This is a genomic window from Enterobacter cloacae complex sp. 2024EL-00214, assembly GCF_043945575.1.
Lineage (GTDB): Bacteria > Pseudomonadota > Gammaproteobacteria > Enterobacterales > Enterobacteriaceae > Enterobacter > Enterobacter cloacae_P.
Genome location: NZ_JBIMRC010000002.1, coordinates 193050 through 214619 on the forward strand (window position 1 = coordinate 193050; position 21570 = coordinate 214619).

The 21570-nt window shown below is 52.9% G+C and carries 20 protein-coding genes; 5 read left to right on the plus strand and 15 right to left on the minus strand.

The features are described from left to right. Position 1 precedes the first annotated feature (1 nt). The 4 genes from nuoC to lrhA all read right to left on the minus strand — a co-directional run bounded on the left by nuoC (position 2) and on the right by lrhA (position 4595). Positions 2–1804, minus strand: a complete 1803-nt coding sequence (gene nuoC, locus ACHHZ6_RS03205) for an NADH-quinone oxidoreductase subunit C/D (protein WP_182272129.1) — start codon at positions 1802–1804, stop codon at positions 2–4. Between the two features lie 89 nt (positions 1805–1893). After that, on the minus strand, positions 1894–2568 hold the full coding sequence (nuoB, locus tag ACHHZ6_RS03210; RefSeq protein WP_003861482.1) for an NADH-quinone oxidoreductase subunit NuoB: 675 nt from the start codon (positions 2566–2568) through the stop codon (positions 1894–1896). A 15-nt stretch (positions 2569–2583) separates the two neighbouring features. After that, a complete protein-coding gene (gene nuoA, locus ACHHZ6_RS03215) occupies positions 2584–3024 on the minus strand; it encodes an NADH-quinone oxidoreductase subunit NuoA (RefSeq protein ID WP_182272130.1) in 441 nt (146 codons plus the stop codon). A 632-nt stretch (positions 3025–3656) separates the two neighbouring features. After that, complete coding sequence (lrhA, locus tag ACHHZ6_RS03220; protein ID WP_182272131.1) at positions 3657–4595, minus strand: transcriptional regulator LrhA; 939 nt, start codon at positions 4593–4595, stop codon at positions 3657–3659. A 1133-nt stretch (positions 4596–5728) separates the two neighbouring features. Here lrhA and alaA point away from each other — a divergent pair. After that, positions 5729–6943 (plus strand): alanine transaminase AlaA, encoded by a 1215-nt coding sequence (gene alaA, locus ACHHZ6_RS03225; RefSeq protein WP_182272132.1) that lies wholly within the window; start codon positions 5729–5731, stop codon positions 6941–6943. Positions 6944–7037: 94 nt separating this feature from the next. Further along, positions 7038–7637 carry a 5'-deoxynucleotidase gene (gene yfbR, locus ACHHZ6_RS03230; protein WP_182272133.1) on the plus strand — a complete coding sequence of 200 codons (600 nt, stop codon included), beginning with the start codon at positions 7038–7040 and terminating at the stop codon, positions 7635–7637. 65 nt (positions 7638–7702) lie between these two features. On the opposite strand, the gene ACHHZ6_RS03235 is transcribed toward yfbR, so the two are convergent. From ACHHZ6_RS03235 to yfbV, 4 genes are all read right to left on the minus strand, one after another. Then, positions 7703–9535, minus strand: coding sequence for an SLC13 family permease (locus ACHHZ6_RS03235; protein WP_182272134.1), 1833 nt, complete (start codon positions 9533–9535; stop codon positions 7703–7705). A 74-nt stretch (positions 9536–9609) separates the two neighbouring features. Beyond that, positions 9610–10269 carry a sugar phosphatase gene (locus tag ACHHZ6_RS03240; protein WP_182272135.1) on the minus strand — a complete coding sequence of 220 codons (660 nt, stop codon included), beginning with the start codon at positions 10267–10269 and terminating at the stop codon, positions 9610–9612. Positions 10270–10280: 11 nt separating this feature from the next. After that, positions 10281–10775, minus strand: a complete 495-nt coding sequence (locus tag ACHHZ6_RS03245) for a YfbU family protein (RefSeq protein ID WP_182272136.1) — start codon at positions 10773–10775, stop codon at positions 10281–10283. A gap of 92 nt (positions 10776–10867) precedes the next feature. After that, positions 10868–11323: a terminus macrodomain insulation protein YfbV gene (yfbV, locus tag ACHHZ6_RS03250; protein ID WP_182272137.1), complete on the minus strand. Its 456-nt coding sequence runs from the start codon at positions 11321–11323 to the stop codon at positions 10868–10870. A 337-nt stretch (positions 11324–11660) separates the two neighbouring features. Here yfbV and ackA point away from each other — a divergent pair, with 337 nt between their 5' ends. Beyond that, positions 11661–12863 (plus strand): acetate kinase, encoded by a 1203-nt coding sequence (gene ackA / locus ACHHZ6_RS03255; RefSeq protein WP_182272138.1) that lies wholly within the window; start codon positions 11661–11663, stop codon positions 12861–12863. Positions 12864–12939: 76 nt separating this feature from the next. Beyond that, complete coding sequence (pta, locus tag ACHHZ6_RS03260; RefSeq protein ID WP_395121721.1) at positions 12940–15081, plus strand: phosphate acetyltransferase; 2142 nt, start codon at positions 12940–12942, stop codon at positions 15079–15081. Positions 15082–15126: 45 nt separating this feature from the next. Here the strand turns inward: pta and ACHHZ6_RS03265 are convergent, their stop codons facing one another. From ACHHZ6_RS03265 to ACHHZ6_RS03285, 5 genes are all read right to left on the minus strand, one after another. Further along, positions 15127–16080, minus strand: a complete 954-nt coding sequence (locus ACHHZ6_RS03265) for a transketolase family protein (protein ID WP_395121722.1) — start codon at positions 16078–16080, stop codon at positions 15127–15129. Then, complete coding sequence (locus ACHHZ6_RS03270) at positions 16073–16903, minus strand: transketolase (protein WP_182272141.1); 831 nt, start codon at positions 16901–16903, stop codon at positions 16073–16075. The genes ACHHZ6_RS03265 and ACHHZ6_RS03270 overlap by 8 nt, the downstream gene beginning before the upstream one ends. Further along, positions 16900–18291: a PTS ascorbate transporter subunit IIC gene (locus tag ACHHZ6_RS03275; protein ID WP_182272142.1), complete on the minus strand. Its 1392-nt coding sequence runs from the start codon at positions 18289–18291 to the stop codon at positions 16900–16902. The genes ACHHZ6_RS03270 and ACHHZ6_RS03275 overlap by 4 nt, the downstream gene beginning before the upstream one ends. Positions 18292–18312: 21 nt before the next feature. Continuing rightward, on the minus strand, positions 18313–18585 hold the full coding sequence (locus ACHHZ6_RS03280; RefSeq protein ID WP_182272143.1) for a PTS sugar transporter subunit IIB: 273 nt from the start codon (positions 18583–18585) through the stop codon (positions 18313–18315). A gap of 79 nt (positions 18586–18664) precedes the next feature. Then, positions 18665–19108 (minus strand): PTS sugar transporter subunit IIA, encoded by a 444-nt coding sequence (locus ACHHZ6_RS03285; RefSeq protein WP_182272144.1) that lies wholly within the window; start codon positions 19106–19108, stop codon positions 18665–18667. Between the two features lie 238 nt (positions 19109–19346). Between ACHHZ6_RS03285 and ACHHZ6_RS03290 the strand changes: the two genes are divergently transcribed. After that, positions 19347–20366 (plus strand): LacI family DNA-binding transcriptional regulator, encoded by a 1020-nt coding sequence (locus ACHHZ6_RS03290; RefSeq protein ID WP_395121723.1) that lies wholly within the window; start codon positions 19347–19349, stop codon positions 20364–20366. 3 nt (positions 20367–20369) lie between these two features. Here the strand turns inward: ACHHZ6_RS03290 and yfcD are convergent, their stop codons facing one another. Then, complete coding sequence (yfcD, locus tag ACHHZ6_RS03295) at positions 20370–20924, minus strand: NUDIX hydrolase YfcD (RefSeq protein WP_182272146.1); 555 nt, start codon at positions 20922–20924, stop codon at positions 20370–20372. 55 nt (positions 20925–20979) lie between these two features. Beyond that, the gene (gene yfcE, locus ACHHZ6_RS03300) at positions 20980–21531 is read right to left on the minus strand and encodes a phosphodiesterase (RefSeq protein WP_182272147.1); all 552 of its coding nucleotides are present in this window, start codon (positions 21529–21531) and stop codon (positions 20980–20982) included. Positions 21532–21570 lie beyond the last annotated feature (39 nt).

A 21570-nucleotide genomic window follows, 5' to 3' on the forward strand; every position in this document is an offset into this window, starting at 1 on the left:
ATTAGCGGTCCACATCTGACATAACAAAATCGATACTACCCAGATACACAATCAGGTCGGAGACCAGACTGCCGCGAATGGCGGCCGGGATCTGCTGCAGGTGCGCGAAGCTTGGCGTACGCACACGGGTACGGTAGCTCATGGTGCTGCCGTCACTGGTCAGGTAGTAGCTGTTGATACCCTTGGTCGCTTCAATCATCTGGAAGGATTCATTGGCCGGCATGACCGGACCCCAGGAAACCTGCAGGAAGTGGGTGATCAGGGTTTCGATATGTTGCAGCGTGCGCTCTTTCGGTGGCGGCGTGGTCAGCGGGTGATCCGCTTTGAACGGGCCTTCCGGCATGTTGTTGAGGCACTGCTCAAGGATGCGCAGACTCTGGCGCAGCTCTTCTACTTTCAGCATCACGCGGGTGTAGCAGTCGGATACACCGCCGCCAACCGGGACTTCAAAGTCGAAGTTCTCGTAGCCAGAGTAAGGACGGGCTTTACGCACGTCGAAATCAATACCGGTTGCACGCAGACCCGCCCCTGTTGTCCCCCACTCCAGCGCTTCTTTCGCGCCGTAGGCAGCAACGCCCTGGGAACGGCCTTTCAGGATGGTGTTACGCAGTGCGGCTTTCTCGTAAGAGGCCAGACGTTTTGGCATCCAGTCGAGGAATTCACGCAGCAGACGATCCCAACCGCGCGGCAGATCGTGTGCGACACCACCGATACGGAACCAGGCCGGGTGCATACGGAAGCCGGTAATCGCTTCAACCAGATCGTAGATTTTCTGACGGTCGGTAAAGGCGAAGAAGACCGGGGTCATCGCGCCAACGTCCTGAATGAACGTGGAGATGTACAGCAGGTGGCTGTTAATACGGAACAGTTCAGACAGCATGACGCGGATCACGTTAACGCGATCCGGCGTGGTGATGCCTGCCAGTTTCTCAACGGCCAGCACGTATGGCATTTCGTTTACGCAACCGCCGAGGTATTCGATACGGTCGGTATACGGAATGTAGCTGTGCCAGGACTGGCGCTCGCCCATCTTCTCAGCACCACGGTGGTGGTAACCGATATCCGGTACGCAGTCGACAATCTCTTCGCCATCAAGCTGAAGAATAATACGGAATGCACCGTGCGCAGATGGGTGGTTCGGGCCGAGGTTGAGGAACATGAAGTCCTCGTTGTCGGTACCGCGCTTCATGCCCCAGTCTTCCGGCTTGAAGGTCAGTGCTTCCATCTCCAGATCCTGCTTGGCTTTGGTCAGCTCAAACGGGTCGAATTCAGTTGCACGTGCCGGGTAGTCTTTACGCAGCGGGTGGCCGGTCCAGGTCTGCGGCATCATGATGCGCGTCAGGTGTGGGTGGCCGTCAAAGGTCATGCCGAACATTTCCCAGGTTTCACGCTCATACCAGTTGGCGTTCGGGAAAAGTTTGGTGATCGTCGGCAGATGCATGTCGTTTTCAGACAATGCCACCTTGAGCATGATATCCGTATTGCGGTCTATTGAGATCAGGTGGTAGAAAACGGAAAAATCCGCAGCAGGAAGACCCTGGCGGTGCGTACGCAGACGTTCATCCATGCCGTGTAAGTCAAACAGCATGACGTAAGGTTTTGGCAATTTCTTGAGGAAATCGACAACTTCCAGTAATTGTTCACGCTTCACCCAGACAACGGGTACCCCGGTGCGGGTGGCCTGAACAGTAAAGGCATCCGGCCCAAAACGGTTGCGCAGTTCGCCAATGACAGGGTCATCCAGATGATCCCGGGTCTGCCAGGCGGCTTCTTGCGCGGTTAAGTCGGTCATATTGTTCACCATTGCAAATGGTCCGTGGTGACTGTCAAGCCTGGCTTCGCGCTATTTGAGTAGTGATATGCGAAGGTATTCTCCAGGCCAACAGGCGCAAATTAAATTTCGTCAGGCGTACGCAGGTTGGTGACTGCAATACGTTCACCGCGTTTACGCTCGCGCTCAGACTGCATGTTCGCGCGATACACACCCTGATCGCCTACAACCCATGAAAGTGGGCGGCGCTCTTTACCGATAGACTCCTGCAGCAGCATCAGCGCCTGCATGTAAGCCTCCGGACGCGGCGGGCAACCTGGGATGTAAACGTCGACTGGAATGAACTTATCAACGCCCTGCACGACGGAATAAATGTCGTACATCCCGCCAGAGTTCGCGCAAGCGCCCATAGAGATAACCCATTTAGGCTCGAGCATCTGGTCATAAAGACGCTGAATAACCGGTGCCATCTTGGTAAAGCACGTACCGGCGACCACCATCAGGTCAGCCTGACGTGGGGACGCGCGGAGCACCTCGGCCCCAAAACGCGCAACGTCATGCACCGCAGTGAATGACGTCACCATTTCAACGTAGCAGCAAGAAAGGCCAAAGTTGTAAGGCCAGATGGAGTTCTTACGCCCCCAGTTGACCATATCGTGCATGGCATGCTCAAGCTTACCCATGTACACGCTTTTATTGACTTCTTGCTCCAGGGGGTCGGTTACGATCTCCTGTTTTTGCAGGGGGTAACGGTCATTCTCACCGTTAGGATCTATGCGGGTGAGCGTATAATCCATCTTATTGCCTCGCTGTTACTGCTGACGATTAGAGATACTGTTTTCCGGGTTGATGTGTTCACGACGTGAACGCGCAGGCGTCCAGTCAAGCGCGCCAATACGCACCAGATAAACCAGACCGGCCAGTAGCACTAAAATGAAAATTGCGGCCTCGACAAAGCCTATCCAACCACTTTCGCGGATGGAGGTAGACCATGCGAAAAGGTAAAGCGCTTCCACGTCAAAGATGACGAAGAACATAGCTACCAGATAGAACTTGGCAGACAGGCGTAAGCGAGCGGAACCTACTGAATCAATACCTGATTCGAAAGGTGTGTTTTTGTGCCTTGCGCGGGCGCGACCGCCCAGGAACCAGCCGCCGACTAACATCAGGCAGCACAGGCCAATGGCTACAATAAGAAAGATTGCGAATGCCCAGTGATGAGCGATGACTTCTGTGGATGTTGACATACTCATTGCTTACTCATCAAAAGTGATACCGACGACACTGCTCTTGCTGGCAGATGGGCATCACATCGATTCATGGGGAGGAACAAATAACCTTACACTAACTGTCGGAAATGGGGCGTAGACAGCAAAATGATGTGGTTTTTTACTCCTTTCTATAACCTTTTGTCAACTTTAACAAAGGTTTCTTCACATTAAATTACATCGCACGATTACCATTAACATTTCATGCCCTTTAACCCTGGTGGGTTCCAGACTTTACGTCAAACGCATGTTGTTGAATCGTGTCCGTTTTGGAAGTAAAAAAAACAACCCTCCTATTTTGACAGGATTTGCCAACGATTCCTCCCCCCAAATGGGAGTATTTTCTTGATCTGAGACACGCTTTTGTTAATTCAATCGAAAAAACGGCAACATATTTCCTGTTTTTTTAACATCAAAGGGATGAGGAAGACGTCAGAACGGAAAACGAACACGTTTTAAGCAAATTCATTTATCTGATTAATAAATAAAACCTATTTACCTAATCCATGCTGTTGAGGAGGTTATTGTCGACCAAAAAAAAACCACTCTACGCAAAAATCGCGCGAGTGGCCTTTTTTTTACACTTACATTTTGTTACCAGAATTTTGAGTCTCTGATCACTCAAAGTCCCTTTCGACAACCAGGGAGTCACCCCCCTCTTCAGGAGTAACATGCTCGTACTGCCAGGGGTTGTGGTAGGTTTCAATGGCCTCGAACACCACCTTCGCCAGTTCATTATTGCTGGATGCGTTGCGACAAAGCAGGTACTCCGTATCCGGCAATGCAGGAAGACCTTCCGCTTTACCCAGTACGCGCAGATCCGGACTCATCATCTCTACCGGACGTGCGGTTACGCCAAGACCCGCTTTTACGGCGGCACGTACCGCTGGCAGTGTGGATGCCACATACGCCAGACGCCACGGAATGTTGGCCTCATTTAGCGCAGTGATCACCATATCGCGGAACGGGCTTGGCTCGTCCAGCAAAACCAACGGTATTGCCTCGCCTTTTTGCAGCACATATTCAGCCGCGCAGTACCAGTGCGTCGGAGAAGTACGCAGCGTCAGACACTCAAATTGCCCAGGACGATGCGTCGTGACCACCAGGTCGACTTCATTCTCTTTCAACATATCAACCATAAAGGCGTTACGTTTTACGCTAACATCCAGCGCAAGCTTCGGATAAACCGAACTAATACGATTGAGAAGGAAAGGCAATATAGTATCCGCTGACTCATCAGATGCACCTAATGTTAACACCCCCTGAAGGTTGCTAAACATTAATGACATACATGCTTCGTCATTAAAGCGAAGTATTTTTCTGGCATAACCCAGTAGCTGAATACCGTGTTCAGTCAATAGCTTATTACGCCCATGGCGCGCAAAAAGCTCTTTACCGACCAGTTGTTCCAGCCGTTGCATTTGCTGGCTAACAGCGGACTGGGTTCGGCAAACTGCGGCAGCAGCAGCTGCAAAAGTGTTGAGATCGGCGACCGCAACAAACGTTCTCAGCAGATCGAGGTCGAGATTCATTATCGGACGATTTGCATTTATCATATCTATTCACTTTCAGGTTGCTCGTGCGGAGCTGCCCGGGTTGAAGCTGTGTGTAACAGTTAAGCAATTCCCTCTGACGATTATCCCTCGCATCCTGACCCGGCAGACTGCCTGACAGATAGTTATTGTGCTGCTTTTTTCACTTCACCCTTCAGGCTGCTTCCGTATTGGCCGCGTCTGCTCACCCCAGCCACTGACCTGAGTAAGCTTCCGGGGATTTTCAGACGTGCCGCGTTACCCGGCCTGCGGCCTCCCCCCTTCGGGGCCAGCGCAAGCACAGTTCAAAAACGCTGAAAGCGTTTTTGTGATGCAGCTTGAATGATTTTGTGTATATATCAACAGTCAGAAAGCACGTTTCATGACGTTATTTTTATTCTCTTAAACGTTCAGGATATTTAGATGTTCGCAGGTTTATGTAAATTACATTAAAGGTAAGACACATTTTCTGCCATCTTTATCGCAGCGCTGTCAACGCAGCAGGATGTGCTTCGCACACTCCAGCCAGAGAGAACTCTAACAATAACAATCGACTAATTCAGAAAATCAGTTCCAGATATACAAGACGAGCGCATCTTTCATCTGCTTTCCTGAAAGACATCTTAACCCAAATCCACCTTATTTATAAGTCTTATTGCAATATTAAGGATTTAAGGGTGTTGATAAGTGGCTAAACTAATTTTATTAAAATTAACGAAAGTTGCATTTTCGTCGTTAATAATAAATAAATTTTAATTTAGATTAAGGTCATTCATTAATAACACTTAACATTAAATTTACATGAGTAACCTTTAGCCCAGGGTGTCTATTACAGTAACCCGTATCTCAACATTCAGGTTTTACGAAAAGTCACTCAGGGTAACGTCTTGCATCCGGCTGACCCTATTTTATTTTTAACAGCACAATATGCAACTATCATATCAATCAACAGCACAATAAACCTAAAACCACACTATGTGCATTACTTTAGGTCAGCGAAATGGCTCGCAGCCAGCAAAATAGATTCAACAAGAATTAGTCCATTGTACGAAATCTTCTTCTGTACGCCCTTCAAAATGAAGCGAGGGGGGAGTACATTGTTCCGTGCTGACTTCCACGGCAGGGAGTGGCAATAATAGCGAAAAGGTTAAAGGTTCATGTCCCCTATCGAAAAATCCAGCAAGCTAGATAACGTCTGTTACGACATCCGTGGCCCGGTTCTGAAAGAGGCAAAGCGCCTCGAAGAAGAAGGCAATAAGGTTCTGAAACTCAACATTGGTAATCCTGCGCCATTTGGTTTTGAAGCGCCGGATGAGATCCTGGTAGATGTGATCCGCAACCTGCCCACTGCACAAGGCTATTGCGATTCAAAAGGACTCTACTCCGCGCGTAAAGCCATCATGCAGCACTATCAGGCGCGCGGCATGCGTGACGTTACCGTTGAAGATATCTATATTGGCAACGGCGTCTCTGAGCTTATCGTGCAGGCCATGCAGGCACTGCTGAACAGCGGTGACGAAATGCTGGTACCCGCGCCTGACTACCCGCTGTGGACAGCAGCAGTTTCACTGTCCAGCGGTAAAGCGGTGCACTACCTGTGCGACGAGTCCTCTGACTGGTTCCCGGATCTCGATGATATTCGCGCTAAGATAACCCCTCGCACGCGCGGTATCGTCATTATCAACCCGAACAACCCAACGGGTGCGGTCTATTCCAGAGAGTTACTGATGGAGATCGTGGAGATCGCCCGCCAGCACAACCTGATTATCTTTGCCGACGAAATTTACGACAAAATTCTGTACGATGCGGCGCAACACCACTCTATCGCCGCACTGGCACCGGATCTGCTGACCATTACCTTCAACGGCCTGTCCAAGACCTATCGTGTGGCGGGTTTCCGTCAGGGCTGGATGGTACTGAACGGGCCGAAAAAACACGCCAAAGGGTATATCGAAGGGCTTGAGATGCTGGCGTCCATGCGTTTATGCGCCAACGTTCCGGCACAGCACGCGATCCAGACCGCACTCGGTGGTTACCAGAGCATCAGCGAATTTATCACCCCGGGTGGCCGTCTGTACGAACAGCGTAACCGCGCGTGGGAGCTGATCAACGATATCCCGGGCGTCTCCTGTGTCAAACCTAACGGCGCGCTCTACATGTTCCCGAAAATTGACGCGAAGCGCTTCAATATTCATGACGACCAGAAAATGGTGCTCGATTTCCTGTTACAGGAAAAAGTGCTGCTGGTTCAGGGTACCGCGTTCAACTGGCCGTGGCCGGATCACGTGCGCATCGTCACCCTGCCGCGTGAGGACGACCTCGAAATGGCCATCAGTCGCTTTGGCCGCTTCCTCTCCGGTTACCACCAGTAATCTTAAAAATCAGGCTACTTCGGTAGCCTGATTTGCATCTTGTCTCCCCTACCCGCACAATGAAGTCTGTCGCTGTGAAGACAAAAGGTAACCTATGAGTCAGAGTCATTTCTTTGCCCATCTCTCCCGCCTTAAACTGATCAACCGCTGGCCTTTGATGCGCAATGTGCGCACTGAAAATGTGTCGGAACACAGCCTGCAGGTTGCGATGGTCGCTCACGCACTGGCGGCCATTAAAAACCGTAAATTCAACGGGCAGGTCAATGCTGAGCGTATTGCTCTGCTGGCGATGTATCACGATGCCTCTGAAGTGCTGACCGGGGATTTACCCACACCGGTGAAATATTTCAACTCGCAGATTGCGCAGGAATATAAGGCGATCGAGAAGATTGCCCAGCAGAAGTTGATCGATATGGTGCCGGAAGAGTTGCGCGATATCTTCGAACCGCTGATCGACGAACATCGTTATACGGAAGATGAACAATCGCTGGTGAAACAGGCGGATGCGCTGTGCGCCTATCTGAAATGTCTGGAAGAGTTGTCAGCCGGAAATAATGAGTTTTTACTGGCCAAAACGCGTCTGGAAAAAACGCTCGAATCCCGCCGCAGTGAAGAGATGGATTATTTTATGCAGGTGTTCGTACCGAGCTTCCATTTGTCGCTGGATGAAATTAGCCAGGATTCACCGCTATAACAGACCATGATTGCCCGGCGGCGCTGCCGGACTGATCCCATCGCAGACGCCACCCGACAATTTACTTAAAACGGGAACAATACCGGAATCAACACCACGCACACCAACATCACCAGCACGGTGAACGGCACGCCAATCTTCACGAAATCGCTAAATTTGTAGTTACCTGGCCCCAGCACCAGCGTGTTAACCGGCGAAGAGACCGGGGTCATAAACGCCGCAGAGGCCGCCATTGCCACCATCATGGCAAATGGATACGGTGAAACCCCCATCGATTTCGCCATTGCCAGTGCGATGGGAGCCATCAGTACGGCCGTCGCCGTATTGGAAATAAACAACCCGATGGCGGCACACATGATAAACAGACACACCATCATCATATACGGGCCATATCCCCCGCCGACATCCATTAGCCCTTTAACCACCAAATCCACGCCACCGGTCTTTTGCAGTGCCAGGGCAAAGGGCATCATCCCGACAATCAGAATGATGCTCGGCCAGTGAACGGCTTTGTAGGCACTTTCAGCATCAATACAGCGGAATTTCCCCATCAGCAGGCAGGCAATAATCGCCGCGATCGGATTGGGGATCTCATCGGTAAGCATTAACGCCACCATCAGCACCAGACAAAAAATCGCATGGGGTGCCTGGCTATGCGCCGGAGACGCATCGCTCTCTTCAACGGGCATATTGAGTACCACAAAATCGCGGCCTTTCTGTCCAAGCTGGCTGATCAGCTTCCAGTTGCCAACCACGAGGAAAATATCCCCCAGCAGGATGGGTTCATCCACAACCGCACCTTTCATCGCCACGCCATCGCGCTTTAAGCCCACCACATTCAGGCCATAACGGGTACGGAAGCCCATTTCGCGCACAGTTTTACCCAATAATTCAGACTCAGGGATCAGCGACACTTCAGCCATGCCGACGTCCAGCGCCTGGTCTGAAAAATACTCGCCGCGCAGCACCATCGGCTCCAGCAGTTGTTCACTGCAAAACTCGCGCAGATCAACATCCGCCGTGGACATATCAATCAGCAAAACGTCACGCGCCCGGAATTCCGACACCCCGTTCACGTTCACGATCACCCGGCGGAAACGACGCCAGCGCTCCACGCCGATCACGTTCGCGCCATAGCGTTCCCGCAGCTTCAGGTCGTCCAGACGCTGGCCGACCATCGGTGAACCTGGGCGAATGGCCAGACGGCGGGCGCGCCCGGTCAGACGGTACTCTTTGATCAGATCGCGAAAGGTACGCCGTTTCCAGCCGTCTTTGCTTTTATCCTGCGTCTCGCCCTGCAGGGCAAAGCGGGTCAGCAGCATATAGATAACGCCCATGACCAGAATCACCAGCCCAAGCGGGGTAACGCTGAAAAAACTGAAACCCTGTAACCCTTCACGGATCAGCTCACTGTTGACGACCAGGTTCGGTGGTGTAGCCACCAGCGTCATCATGCCGCTAACAAGCCCGGCAAAGCTCAGGGGCATCATCAGACGCGACGGTGAGGTCTGCATCCGCATGGAGACGCTGAGTACCACGGGGATAAAGATCGCGACAACGCCAGTTGAACTCATAAACGCCCCCAGCCCGGCAACCGTCAGCATCAGGTAGATCAGCATTTTGGTTTCACTGTTACCTGCCACCTTCACCAGCCACGATCCCACAATGGTCGCGACGCCAGTGCGCACCAGGCCGTCACCAATAATGAACAGAGCAGCAATCAGGATCACGTTAGGGTCGCTAAACCCGGAGAAGGCCTCCGGAAGCGTGAGCGTACCGCTCAACACAAACGCAACAATCACAAACAAGGCGACGGCATCCATGCGCACCTTGCCTGTAGCAAAGAGAATGATAGCGATTAAAAGCAGGCTGAGGACCCAAATCAGTTCACCGTTCACAACATGTCCTTGTCTGAGGGGGTACAAAATTTTGCCATAAAAAAGCCCCAGCAATGTGGGGCTAAATCATGGGATTACATTTTCAGCGAGACGGTAACAACGCCGTCAGGTGCTTTAGAGACAGCAAGTGTCGTCAGCGAGTTAAGCACAAAATCGGCTTCGTCCAGCCGGGGCGAGTCCGCCGGTACGTTGACAGCGATAACATGGCTTCCGGCATTCAACCCGGCCAGCACTCCGGCTGCCGCATCTTCCACCACCACGCAGTCTGCGGGAGCAAGACCCAGCAGTTCAGCGCCGAGTAAAAACGCATCAGGTTCAGGTTTGCCGCGCTTGACGCGTTCAGCGGTGATGAACACTTCTGGCTTCGGCAAGCCTGCCGCCTTATGACGGGCATGCGCAACCGGAATCGAGCCGGAGGTCACTATCGCCCACGGGATCTGCGCTTCATTAAGATGTTCAAGCAGTTCACGCGCCCCGGGCAGCGCGGCGATGCCGTCCGTGTCGGTGGATTCAATATGCTCAAGATAGCTGAACTCTGCCTGAATCTCTTCCTCAGTGCGCCCCACCAGAAAATGCCGTAACGAGGTAATGGCCTGTTTGCCGTGGATAAAATTCAGCACGTCCTGATGGTCGATGCCATGTCTGTCAGCCCAATGGCACCATGAACGCTCCACAACCGGCAGCGAATCCACCAGCGTACCGTCCAGATCAAACAGAAAACCTTTACACTGCACACGCACCTCCGTCAGGCATTAATGATTTGTTGAATTTCGTTGCTGCTTAAATGGTACTGGCGTGGGCACGAATGCCATACGCTCAGCATGCGCTGATATTTTTCCCACATTGGGGTTTGCGCGTTAAAACCGTGAGTACCCGCATCAAAATGGGTATAGCGCCCTTCGGTATTCACCATAAAGCGTACATAGCTCAGATAGCGCGCTTCCGTTGCAGCATCAAAGCCCAGGAACGTCACGCGACGCTCGTCGATGGACGGTTGATCTTTCAGATTGGTCCAGGAAACGTGCAGCGCGTGATACATCTCCATAATGTCGATGATCAGGCGGCAGGTTTCTTCTTTCAGCTCGCCAAACTCGCGATCCAGTTCGCGCATCTGCAAACCGAAGCCACGTTCAACGATAGTCTGTAAGCGGCGGTAGCGCTCTGCGTTGTCGGGATCAAGCATAGTCATCATCTTGTACTGATTAGACAAAATCAGACGTTGAGCATTGGTCATTTCCATCTTTCGACTCCTGTAGCGCATTGCACTTGAAAAAAAAGACACGGTAACTGTTTGTTACTGTGCCTTCTTTTATTCATCGTTTCGATGATCAATCACAAACCATCGAGGAATGTTTTATCAAGTTGTTTAAAAGCCCGCTTGAGGGTATCGGCCAGCGCCTGGTAATCCGGTTTACCTTCGACCGGAGCAAGCGCCTGCCCTGCTTCCTCGAGTTTCCCGCGAACTTCATAAAACCAGTGTAAAATTCCGGGAGGTAATGGCGTAATTGAACGCTTACCTAACCACCACAGTCCCTGCATCGGCAGACTTAGCGCAAAGAGCGCCGTGGCGACGGCCGGGCCAAGCTGCCCCCCGAGGGCAATTTGCCAGCACAGCGTAAATATCGCGACAGGCGGCATAAAGCGAATCGCATGGCGGGTGGCGCGGATGACGCGATTCTCAACAAACATAGGCGCAAGGCGCTTTTCCATCGGCCAGGTCTTTGCGTAATGCTGTCCCCGACGAAACAGACTAAAAAAGTTCACGGACGGGATCTCAGGTGTCGACATGGCTGTACCTCAACTTCACGTATAAAAATTAAAATTTTCATGCAAAACCACAACAGGCTATGACAACGTTCAAAATATTTTGTCATCACTACCCCGTATCGGGTATCCTGTGCCAGCCTGATAGGGCCTTAGACGAGAATCGTTAACTCGTCAAATTATCGCATATTATGCCATCGCCTGAAAAATGTTCAAAATGGCATAAAATCATAGGTATTTCTTCCATCATGCCAGAATGTTCGTTTGGCATGATGTTAATCATAAATGTCTGGGTCAGCATGCGTTACGCTGTTAGACTCACTGACGTTTTTTTAGCCACGTATCAATAATAGGTACTTCCATGTCGAGTAAGTTAGTACTGGTTCTGAACTGCGGTAGCTCCTCACTGAAATTCGCCATCATCGATGCGCTCAACGGTGACGAGTACCTCTCTGGTTTGGCCGAATGTTTCCATCTGCCTGAAGCACGTATCAAATGGAAGATGGACGGTAGCAAACAAGAAGCGGCTTTAGGTGCAGGCGCCGCTCACAGTGAAGCGCTGAACTTTATCGTTAACACTATTCTGGCACAAAAACCAGAACTGTCTGCTCAGCTGACTGCGATTGGTCACCGTATCGTCCACGGCGGCGAAAAATACACCAGCTCCGTCGTGATCGACGAATCTGTGATCCAGGGCATCAAAGACTCTGCATCCTTCGCGCCGCTGCACAACCCGGCTCACCTGATCGGTATCGCTGAAGCGCTGAAATCCTTCCCGCAGCTGAAAGACAAAAACGTGGCCGTGTTTGACACCGCGTTCCATCAGACTATGCCGGAAGAATCTTACCTCTACGCCCTGCCATACAGCCTGTACAGAGAGCACGGTGTTCGTCGCTACGGCGCACATGGCACCAGCCACTTCTATGTTACTCAGGAAGCGGCAAAAGTACTGAACAAACCGGTTGAAGAACTGAACATCATCACCTGCCACCTGGGCAACGGTGGTTCTGTTTCTGCTATCCGTAACGGTAAATGTGTTGATACTTCTATGGGTCTGACCCCACTGGAAGGTCTGGTGATGGGTACCCGTTCCGGTGATATCGACCCGGCGATCATCTTCCACCTGCACGACACCCTGGGCATGAGCGTTGACCAGATCAACAAAATGCTGACCAAAGAGTCTGGCCTGCTGGGTCTGACCGAAGTCACCAGCGACTGCCGTTATGTTGAAGACAACTACGCAGAAAAAGCGGACGCTAAACGTGCAATGGACGTTTACTGCCACCGCCTGGCAAAATACATCGGTTCTTACACTGCGCTGATGGAAGGTCGTCTGGACGCGGTAATCTTCACCGGTGGTATCGGTGAGAATGCGGCAATGGTCCGTGAACTGACCCTGGGTAAACTGGGCGTTCTGGGCTTCGACGTTGATCACGAACGTAACCTGGCTGCCCGTTTCGGTAAGTCTGGTTTCATCAACAAAGAAGGTACCCGTCCAGCTATCGTTATCCCAACGAACGAAGAGCTGGTCATCGCGCAAGACGCGAACCGCCTGACTGCCTGATTCCACACCGCCAGCAATGCTGGCGGTGCTGTTTTGTAACCCGCCCAATGTCGGCGGTAACGAAAGAGGATAAACCGTGTCCCGTATTATTATGCTGATCCCTACCGGAACCAGCGTCGGCCTGACCAGCGTCAGCCTTGGCGTTATCCGTGCTATGGAACGCAAAGGCGTTCGTCTGAGCGTCTTTAAGCCAATCGCCCAGCCTCGTGCCGGTGGCGATGCGCCAGACCAGACCACCACCATCGTGCGTAAGAACTCCAATCTGCCAGCGGCTGAACCGCTGAAGATGAGCCACGTTGAATCTCTGCTCTCCAGCAATCAGAAAGACGTGCTGATGGAAGAGATCATCGCCAACTACCACGCGAACACTCAGGACGCGGAAGTGGTTCTGGTTGAAGGCCTGGTTCCTACGCGCAAACACCAGTTTGCCCAGTCTCTGAACTTCGAAATCGCGAAAACGCTGAACGCTGAGATCGTCTTCGTCATGTCTCAGGGTACTGACACCCCAGAGCAGCTGAACGAGCGTATCGAACTGACTCGCAGCAGCTTCGGCGGCGCAAAAAATACCAACATCACCGGCGTTATCGTTAACAAACTGAACGCCCCGGTTGATGAGCAGGGTCGTACTCGCCCTGACCTGTCCGAGATCTTCGACGACTCTTCCAGAGCGAAAGTCATCAAAGTTGACCCGGCTAAACTGCAAAGCTCCAGCCCGCTGCCAGTACTGGGCGCGGTACCGTGGAGCTTCGATCTGATTGCCACCCGTGCAATCGATATGGCGCATCACCTGAACGCCACCGTGATCAACGAAGGCGACATCAACACCCGTCGCGTGAAGTCCGTGACCTTCTGTGCGCGCAGCATCCCGCACATGCTGGAACACTTCCGTGCAGGCTCCCTGCTGGTGACTTCCGCTGACCGTCCTGACGTGCTGGTTGCAGCCTGCCTGGCGGCAATGAACGGCGTGGAAATCGGTGCCATTCTGCTGACCGGTGCTTACGAGATGGACCCACGCGTCAGCAAGCTCTGCGAGCGCGCATTTGCCACTGGCCTGCCGGTCTTTATGGTGAACACCAACACCTGGCAGACCTCCCTGAGCCTGCAGAGCTTCAACCTGGAAGTGCCGGTTGATGACCACGAACGTATCGAGAAAGTGCAGGAATACGTTGCGGGTTACATCAATGCAGACTGGATCGAATCCCTGACTGCGACTTCTGAGCGCAGCCGTCGTCTGTCTCCACCGGCCTTCCGTTACCAGCTGACTGAGCTGGCGCGTAAAGCGGGCAAACGCGTTGTTCTGCCAGAAGGTGATGAACCACGTACCGTTAAAGCGGCAGCTATCTGCGCAGAACGCGGTATCGCGACCTGTGTGCTGCTGGGTAACCCGGATGAAATCACCCGTGTGGCGGCCTCTCAGGGCGTTGAGCTGGGTGCGGGTATCGAAATCGTTGACCCGGAAGTGGTTCGCGAAAGCTACGTAGCCCGTCTGGTTGAACTGCGTAAGAGCAAGGGCATGACCGAAGCCGTTGCGCGTGAACAGCTGGAAGACAACGTGGTGCTGGGTACGCTGATGCTGGAACAGGACGAAGTTGACGGTCTGGTTTCTGGTGCTGTTCACACCACCGCGAACACCATCCGTCCGCCACTGCAGCTGATCAAAACTGCACCGGGCAGCTCACTGGTGTCTTCCGTGTTCTTCATGCTGCTGCCTGAACAGGTTTACGTTTACGGCGACTGTGCGATCAACCCGGATCCAACGGCAGAACAGCTGGCTGAAATCGCTATCCAGTCTGCAGACTCCGCGATTGCCTTCGGTATCGAACCACGCGTGGCGATGCTCTCCTACTCTACCGGCACTTCTGGTGCAGGCAGCGATGTAGAGAAAGTTCGCGAAGCGACCCGTCTGGCGCAGGAAAAACGTCCTGACCTGATGATCGACGGCCCGCTGCAGTACGACGCTGCGGTAATGGCTGACGTGGCGAAATCCAAAGCGCCTAACTCACCGGTTGCCGGTCGCGCTACCGTGTTCATCTTCCCGGATCTGAACACCGGTAACACCACCTACAAAGCGGTACAGCGTTCTGCAGACCTGATCTCCATCGGGCCAATGCTGCAGGGTATGCGCAAACCTGTGAACGACCTGTCCCGTGGTGCGCTGGTAGACGATATCGTCTACACCATCGCGCTGACCGCGATCCAGTCCTCACAGCAGCAGTAATTTTTTACTGCACTAAAAAGGCGACCAGAAGGTCGCCTTTTTTATTTACAGTAACTCTCTCGCCGCCGACACAATGTCATGTGCCGTCAGGCCATACTCCTTCTGCAGGAAATCCTGCGTCCCTACCTGGCCGTAACGCTCCTTCACGCCAACCCGACGCATCGGTACAGGACACGTTTCCACCAGCACTTCCGCCACCGCCGACCCCAGCCCGTTATGGATGCTGTGGTTTTCGCAGGTGACGATGCGCCCGGTTTTCTCGGCGTAGTTTTTCACCAGCATTCGGTCGATCGGTTTCAGGGTAAACATATCGATCACCGCCGCGTTCACGCCTTCCTGCCCCAGCTGGCGGGCTGCTTCCAGTGCTTCCGCCACCATGATACCGTTGGCAATCAGGGTGATATCGCTCCCTTCGCGCAGTACGTTACCCTTGCCGATGGTAAAGGTTGATCCCGGTGCATAGACGCTCGGGGCCTGTTTACGAATGGTGCGCACCCAGTAGAAACCTTCAAGATCAATCAGCTGGCGTAGCACATCCTCAAACATCACCGCGTCGGTCACCTCCAGCACCACCGAATGGGCCAGACCGCGCACAATCCCCATATCTTCAAACGACATATGCGTGCCACCGTTGTGGCAAGCCGTGACGCCCGCATCCGAGGCAATGACCTTCACGTTGTTACGCTGGTAGTCCAGGGACATAAACAGCTGGTCGAAGCAGCGACGGCTGGCAAAGGCGGTAAAGGTGTGGACGAACGGTTTACGCCCGGTCAGCGACAACCCGGCTGCCGTACCAATCACGTTGGCTTCCATAATGCCGCAGTTAATGACGTGCTGCGGGTAATCACGCGCCACACCGTCCATTGCCATCGAGCTCATCAGATCCGCTTCCAGCGCGATGATCTCGCTTCCGGCCTCAATCTGTTTTGCCACAAAACCGGCGTAGACTTTACGCATCTCAACGGCATCTTTTTGTCCTGCTGGTGCAACCTTAATCATGTGTAGCCTCCAGTTGGCGAATCGTCTCGTTGAGGGCCGCCTTGCTCTCCCCGGTCAGGCGCAGATGATGAGAGTTACTAAGCTGCTCCAGATACGGCACCCCCTGCCCTTTAATGCTGTCCAGAATCACTACCCGCGGACGCGCATCCGCCGCTGGAACCCGCGATGTGACGTCCAGCAACGCCGGGATGTCATCCCCTTTCACGGTCACCACATCAAAGCCAAAGGCACGGAATTTCCCCTCCAGATCGAACGCGCAGATAATTTCATCCAGTTGACCGTCGAGCTGCTGCTTATTCCAGTCCACAAACACCGTGAGATTGTTCAGGCGATGGTGAGCAATAAACTGGAATGCCTCCCAGCATTGACCTTCGTTAAGCTCGCCATCACCCACAATGCAAAATACCCGGTTTGGACGCCCTGCCAGCCTGTGCGACAACGCCATTCCCCCGGCGATAGAAATGCCCTGTCCGAGCGAGCCGGTGGTGGCATCCACACCGCGCGTTTTCAGACGATCCGGGTGGCTTGGCAGACGCGTGCCGTTCTGGTTGAGCGTGCTCAGCTCTTCCATCGGGAAATAGCCTTTTATCGCCAGGATACTGTACAGCGCCGGGCCCGCGTGGCCTTTCGACAGGACAAAATAGTCGCGCTCTGGCCAGTCCGGGTCGGCCGGGTCGATTTTCATCACCGCGCCGTACAGCACGGCCAGCGTTTCAACCACCGACATACTGCCACCGTAGTGACCAAAGCCCAGCTGCGTCAGTGATTTCAGGGTCTCAAGGCGGATCTGACGCGCCAGTTGGGTTATCTCATTCACATTCATGATTTAGCTCCGGTGTTTTCCTGCGCGTTACCGCCCGCAGATTTGTTTTTAGCAAACACGTTGTACGCCACCAGCAGCGCGAACAACGCAACCACCAGCCCGGTGATGGCAAGCGGTGACAGGAAGCGTGCCAGGTTGCCCAGAACAATCCCGACAGCGCCGAAATCGGCATCCGAGAAGGTCGTATTAGCAAAACCAATTGCACCCAGCACGGGCAGGAGCAGCACCGGCAGGAAGGTGATCAGCAGGCCGTTAGCAAATGCGCCAATCATCGCCCCACGACGTCCGCCAGTAGCATTACCGAACACGCCTGCAGTCGCACCGGTGAAGAAATGCGGCACTACGCCCGGCAGGATCAGCACCCAGCTGAACTGACCGCAGATGAACAGCCCGACCAGACCGCCGAGGAAGCTGAACAGAAAGCCAATCAGCACCGCGTTTGGCGCATACGGATAGACCACCGGACAATCCAGCGCAGGACGTGCATTCGGCACCAGTTTCTCCGAGAAACCGGTAAAAGCCGGGACGATTTCGGCCAGAATCAGGCGCACACCCTGCAGGATGATGAACACACCTGCCGCAAAGGTAATTGCCATGATAATGGCGTACACCAGGTAGTTCTGACCGCCGCTGAAGGTCGCCTCTACATACTCACGCCCGGCGCTCACCGCCATGATCAGATAGATAATCATCATGGTCAGGGAGATTGAAATAGAGCTGTCACGCAGGAAGCTCAGATTCTTAGGCAGGTTCATCTCTTCGGTTGAACGCGAGCCTTTGCCAAACTTGCTGCCAATCCAGCCAGAAAGCACGTAGCCCAGTGTGCCAAAATGGCCAAACGCAATATCGTCAGTGCCGGTGATACGCTTCATATAGCGCTGCGCTATCGCCGGGAAGAAAGCCATCACCAGGCCGAGGATCAGCGACCCCGTAAAGACCAGGCCCACGCCCTCAAAGCCCGCGACCGTCAGGATCACGCCAATCATGCATGCCATGTAAAAGGTGTGATGACCGGTCAGGAAGATGTATTTCAGGCGGGTAAAGCGTGCGACGATGATGTTTGCCACCATGCCGAACGCCATAATCAGTGCGGTCGAGGCTCCATATTTTTCCAGCGCAATAGACACAATCGCTTCATTGTTTGGAATAATGCCCTGGATATTAAACGCATGTTCAAACATGCCACCTAATGGATTTAATGACCCCACCAATACCGTAGCACCACCGCCCAGCACAATAAAACCGAGGATGGTTTTAATGGTTCCCTTCACCACGTCAGAAAAAGATTTTTTCTGCGCGACCAGACCAATTAATGCAATTAAACCAACCAGTACAGAGGGAACTTTTAATATATCAACAACGAAATTCAGCGTTTCAAGGATAAACATATCCACCTCGCCTTATCAGGATTATTGTTTTTCGAACCAGGCACGCAACTGCGCTTCAAGTTCGTTGATATCGATGATGTTGTTGATCACCACCAGCTGGTTTTCCGGCACGCTGGCGCTGGCTGCAATGTCTTTCGCCATCACGAAAAGATCGGCTGCGCCCGGGGTTGCAGATGAGAGATCGGAGTGTTCAACATCGGCCTCAATCTCAAGCTTTTTGAGTATCTTTTTAATATTCATTTCGACCATAAAACTGCTGCCCAGGCCAGAACCGCAAATAGCCATAATTTTCATTGTTATCCCCTTTTTAGCGTAAAGACGTCTCCATCACGCTGACGCGTAATGTTGTGACAAACCGGATGAAAGTATTAAATCAGAAGCGGTCGATAATCGTTTTTATTTCCTCCAGCGTATTCGCCTGATGCAATTCGGCCATATCATTGTCGCTGGAAAATAATTCAGCGAGGGCTGAGATCATTTCGATATGACTATGTTTGTCCGGTGCCGCCAGCATCACAATCACATCAACGGGGTCAAATTCCCCGGCACCAAAAGAGACACCCTGTTTCAGTTTTAATAATGAGAGCCCCAGCCCTTTAGCCCCCTCTTCCGGCCGCGCATGCGGCATCGCCAGCCCTGGTGCCAGCACATAATACGGCCCTAATGTATGGTGCTGCTCAATGATTGCCGTCACATACTCCGGGGCAATCACCTGCAGATCCAGCAACGGTTTCGCGCACAGCTCCAGCGCCTGCGGCCAGCTCTCGACGCTATCCTGAAGCGTAATGGTCGTATCGTATATCCACTTTTTGAGCACTTTTCACTCCCGCCATAACCCAAAAGATGTGCAAACTTTATTCAACACATTAATAATTGACTGCGATCAGGATCACAAAGATAGCGCTACCAAGCTATAACATTCAGAAGTGTGATAGCGCTATCAAATTGTAATCATGGTGTGAAATCACAGCAAAAAAAGGGATTTAAGGCGTATACTGCCTGTCACGTGAAGCGAAGGATGATAATAAGAACGCATCTGGTCAGCAGGAAGGTGTATGTCTCTAACCCGAAAACGGCGCAGTACCGGTAAAGTGACACTCGCCGATGTCGCACAGCTTGCCGGAGTGGGCACAATGACCGTGTCCCGGGCACTCCGCACGCCGGAACAGGTTTCTGATAAACTACGAGAAAAAATTGAAGCTGCGGTGCAGGAATTGGGATATATGCCCAACCTTGCCGCCAGCGCGCTGGCGTCGGCCTCTTCATGGACGATTGCTATGGTTGTTCCTAATCTTTCCGAAGCTGGTTGCTCGGAGATGTTCGCCGGGCTACAGCAGATATTACAGCCTGCCGGATACCAGATCATGCTGGCAGAATCTCAGCATCGTCTCGAACAGGAAGAGAAATTACTGGAAACGCTACTGGCGTCCAATATTGCAGCCGCGATTTTGCTCAGCGTCGAACACACCGACACCGTCCGCCACTGGCTGAAAAATGCCTCCATCCCGGTGATGGAAATGGGTGCCATGCGCGCCGATCCTATCGACATGAATATCGGGATTGATAACGTCGCGGCGATGTATGAACTCACTGAGATGGTGATCCAGCGCGGCTATCAGAATATTGGCCTGCTGTGTGCCAACCAGGAGCAGTGGATTTTCCAGCAGCACTTGCAGGGCTGGTACAAAGCGATGCTTCGCCACCATATGTCACCGAATCGGGTCATAAATGCCGCCATGCCGCCGAACTTCTCAACGGGTGCGGCACAGCTACCTGAATTCCTGCTGGCATGGCCTGAGCTGGATGCACTGGTGTGCGTATCGGATGAACTGGCCTGCGGTGCGCTATATGAGTGCCAGCGTCGGCGTATCAAGGTACCAGACGATCTGGCGGTAGTGGGCTTTGGTGACAGCGACGTCAGCCGCGTCTGTCAGCCACCGCTGACGACGATGGTAGTACCGCACCGTAAGATTGGGATTGAAGCGGGACGTGCGTTACTGGAACGTCTCAATGACGGAGACTGGCGCGATCAGAAACCCATCGCGTCCAGCCTGTGTCTGCGGGAAAGCTGCTAAGGCTTACTCAGCCTCTTCTTCTTTCTCTGATTTGGTCGATTCGTTATTCGCGTTGCGGCTCATCCACAGCGCCAGCGCTTTTAACGAATCCGGCGTGAACTCGTCGCAACGCGCGGTAATTTCTTCCGGCGTCATCCAGCTCACTTCACTGACTTCCTCTTCCTGCAGGGCGAACGGGCCGTGGGAAACGCAGCTAAACAACCCGCCCCAGACGCGGCAGTTTTCGTCCTCGAAATAGAACTGGCCGTGCTCGGCAAATGGCACACCGGCAATGCCTAACTCTTCTTCCGCTTCGCGACGCGCGGAATCCAGCAGCACTTCATCCGCCTGAACGACCCCGCCCGCAGTGGCATCCAGCATACCGGGGAGAAAATCTTTGGTGTCCGTGCGGCGCTGGACCAGAATTTTGCCCATGCCGTCATGCACAACGATGTACGTTGCACGGTGACGCAGACGCTCCGCACGCATTTGTGCGCGGCTGGCCTGCGCGATCACTTCATTTTCTTCGCTGACAATGTCAACCCACTCTGTACTTGCCAAATGACTCTGCTCCACCATCGGGAAACCTTCTCGTCTAAGCGCTCTTTCGGCGCGTTTGCAGTTGAGGTGTAACTTACGGATTAATCGCTATTTGCGCAATAACTTGCTGATCATTAAGTGCGATAACGCTTAACGTCTTCTCATCAAGCATGCCGTAGCTCGCCGGGTATCCGCCTTTTGGGATACTGACCGAACCGGGATTAAAATGATAAATATCACCGCGCTTTTCAGCCACCGGAATATGAGTATGACCGTAAACCAGAGCATCGCCAGCCATGAGCGCAGGGAGATTATCGGGGCTAAAAAGATGACCATGCGTTAAGAACAGGCGGCAATTTTCTAACAGCACCTGTTGCCAGGGGGCGGTTATCGGAAAATGCAGCAGCATCTGATCCACTTCGCTGTCACAGTTGCCGCGAACGGCGATGATACGCGAGGCATAGTGATTGAGTTTTTCCGCCACCTGCGCAGGGGCATACCCTTCCGGCAGCGCATTACGGGGGCCATGATTTAACACATCGCCCAGGATCACCAGCCACTGCGCCCCACTTTGGGTAAACAGAGAAAGAACACGCTCGGTAGCGGGCAGCGATCCATGAATATCCGACGCAAACATCAGTTTCATCAGTCACTCCTCAGGAAAACAGACTGCCCATATCATACC

Bases quoted from the DNA above. Each gene is read 5' to 3' on its own strand.
- nuoC (WP_182272129.1), bottom strand. From the start codon at position 1,804: ATGGTGAACAATATGACCGACTTAACCGCGCAAGAAGCCGCCTGGCAG.
- ACHHZ6_RS03270 (WP_182272141.1), bottom strand. From the start codon at position 16,903: ATGAATGTGAATGAGATAACCCAACTGGCGCGTCAGATCCGCCTTGAG.
- lrhA (WP_182272131.1), bottom strand. From the start codon at position 4,595: ATGATAAATGCAAATCGTCCGATAATGAATCTCGACCTCGATCTGCTG.
- yfcD (WP_182272146.1), bottom strand. From the start codon at position 20,924: ATGGTGGAGCAGAGTCATTTGGCAAGTACAGAGTGGGTTGACATTGTC.
- ACHHZ6_RS03245 (WP_182272136.1), bottom strand. From the start codon at position 10,775: ATGGAAATGACCAATGCTCAACGTCTGATTTTGTCTAATCAGTACAAG.
- ackA (WP_182272138.1), top strand. From the start codon at position 11,661: ATGTCGAGTAAGTTAGTACTGGTTCTGAACTGCGGTAGCTCCTCACTG.
- ACHHZ6_RS03290 (WP_395121723.1), top strand. From the start codon at position 19,347: ATGTCTCTAACCCGAAAACGGCGCAGTACCGGTAAAGTGACACTCGCC.
- nuoB (WP_003861482.1), bottom strand. From the start codon at position 2,568: ATGGATTATACGCTCACCCGCATAGATCCTAACGGTGAGAATGACCGT.
- yfcE (WP_182272147.1), bottom strand. From the start codon at position 21,531: ATGAAACTGATGTTTGCGTCGGATATTCATGGATCGCTGCCCGCTACC.
- alaA (WP_182272132.1), top strand. From the start codon at position 5,729: ATGTCCCCTATCGAAAAATCCAGCAAGCTAGATAACGTCTGTTACGAC.
- ACHHZ6_RS03280 (WP_182272143.1), bottom strand. From the start codon at position 18,585: ATGAAAATTATGGCTATTTGCGGTTCTGGCCTGGGCAGCAGTTTTATG.
- nuoA (WP_182272130.1), bottom strand. From the start codon at position 3,024: ATGAGTATGTCAACATCCACAGAAGTCATCGCTCATCACTGGGCATTC.
- ACHHZ6_RS03275 (WP_182272142.1), bottom strand. From the start codon at position 18,291: ATGTTTATCCTTGAAACGCTGAATTTCGTTGTTGATATATTAAAAGTT.
- ACHHZ6_RS03265 (WP_395121722.1), bottom strand. From the start codon at position 16,080: ATGATTAAGGTTGCACCAGCAGGACAAAAAGATGCCGTTGAGATGCGT.
- yfbR (WP_182272133.1), top strand. From the start codon at position 7,038: ATGAGTCAGAGTCATTTCTTTGCCCATCTCTCCCGCCTTAAACTGATC.
- yfbV (WP_182272137.1), bottom strand. From the start codon at position 11,323: ATGTCGACACCTGAGATCCCGTCCGTGAACTTTTTTAGTCTGTTTCGT.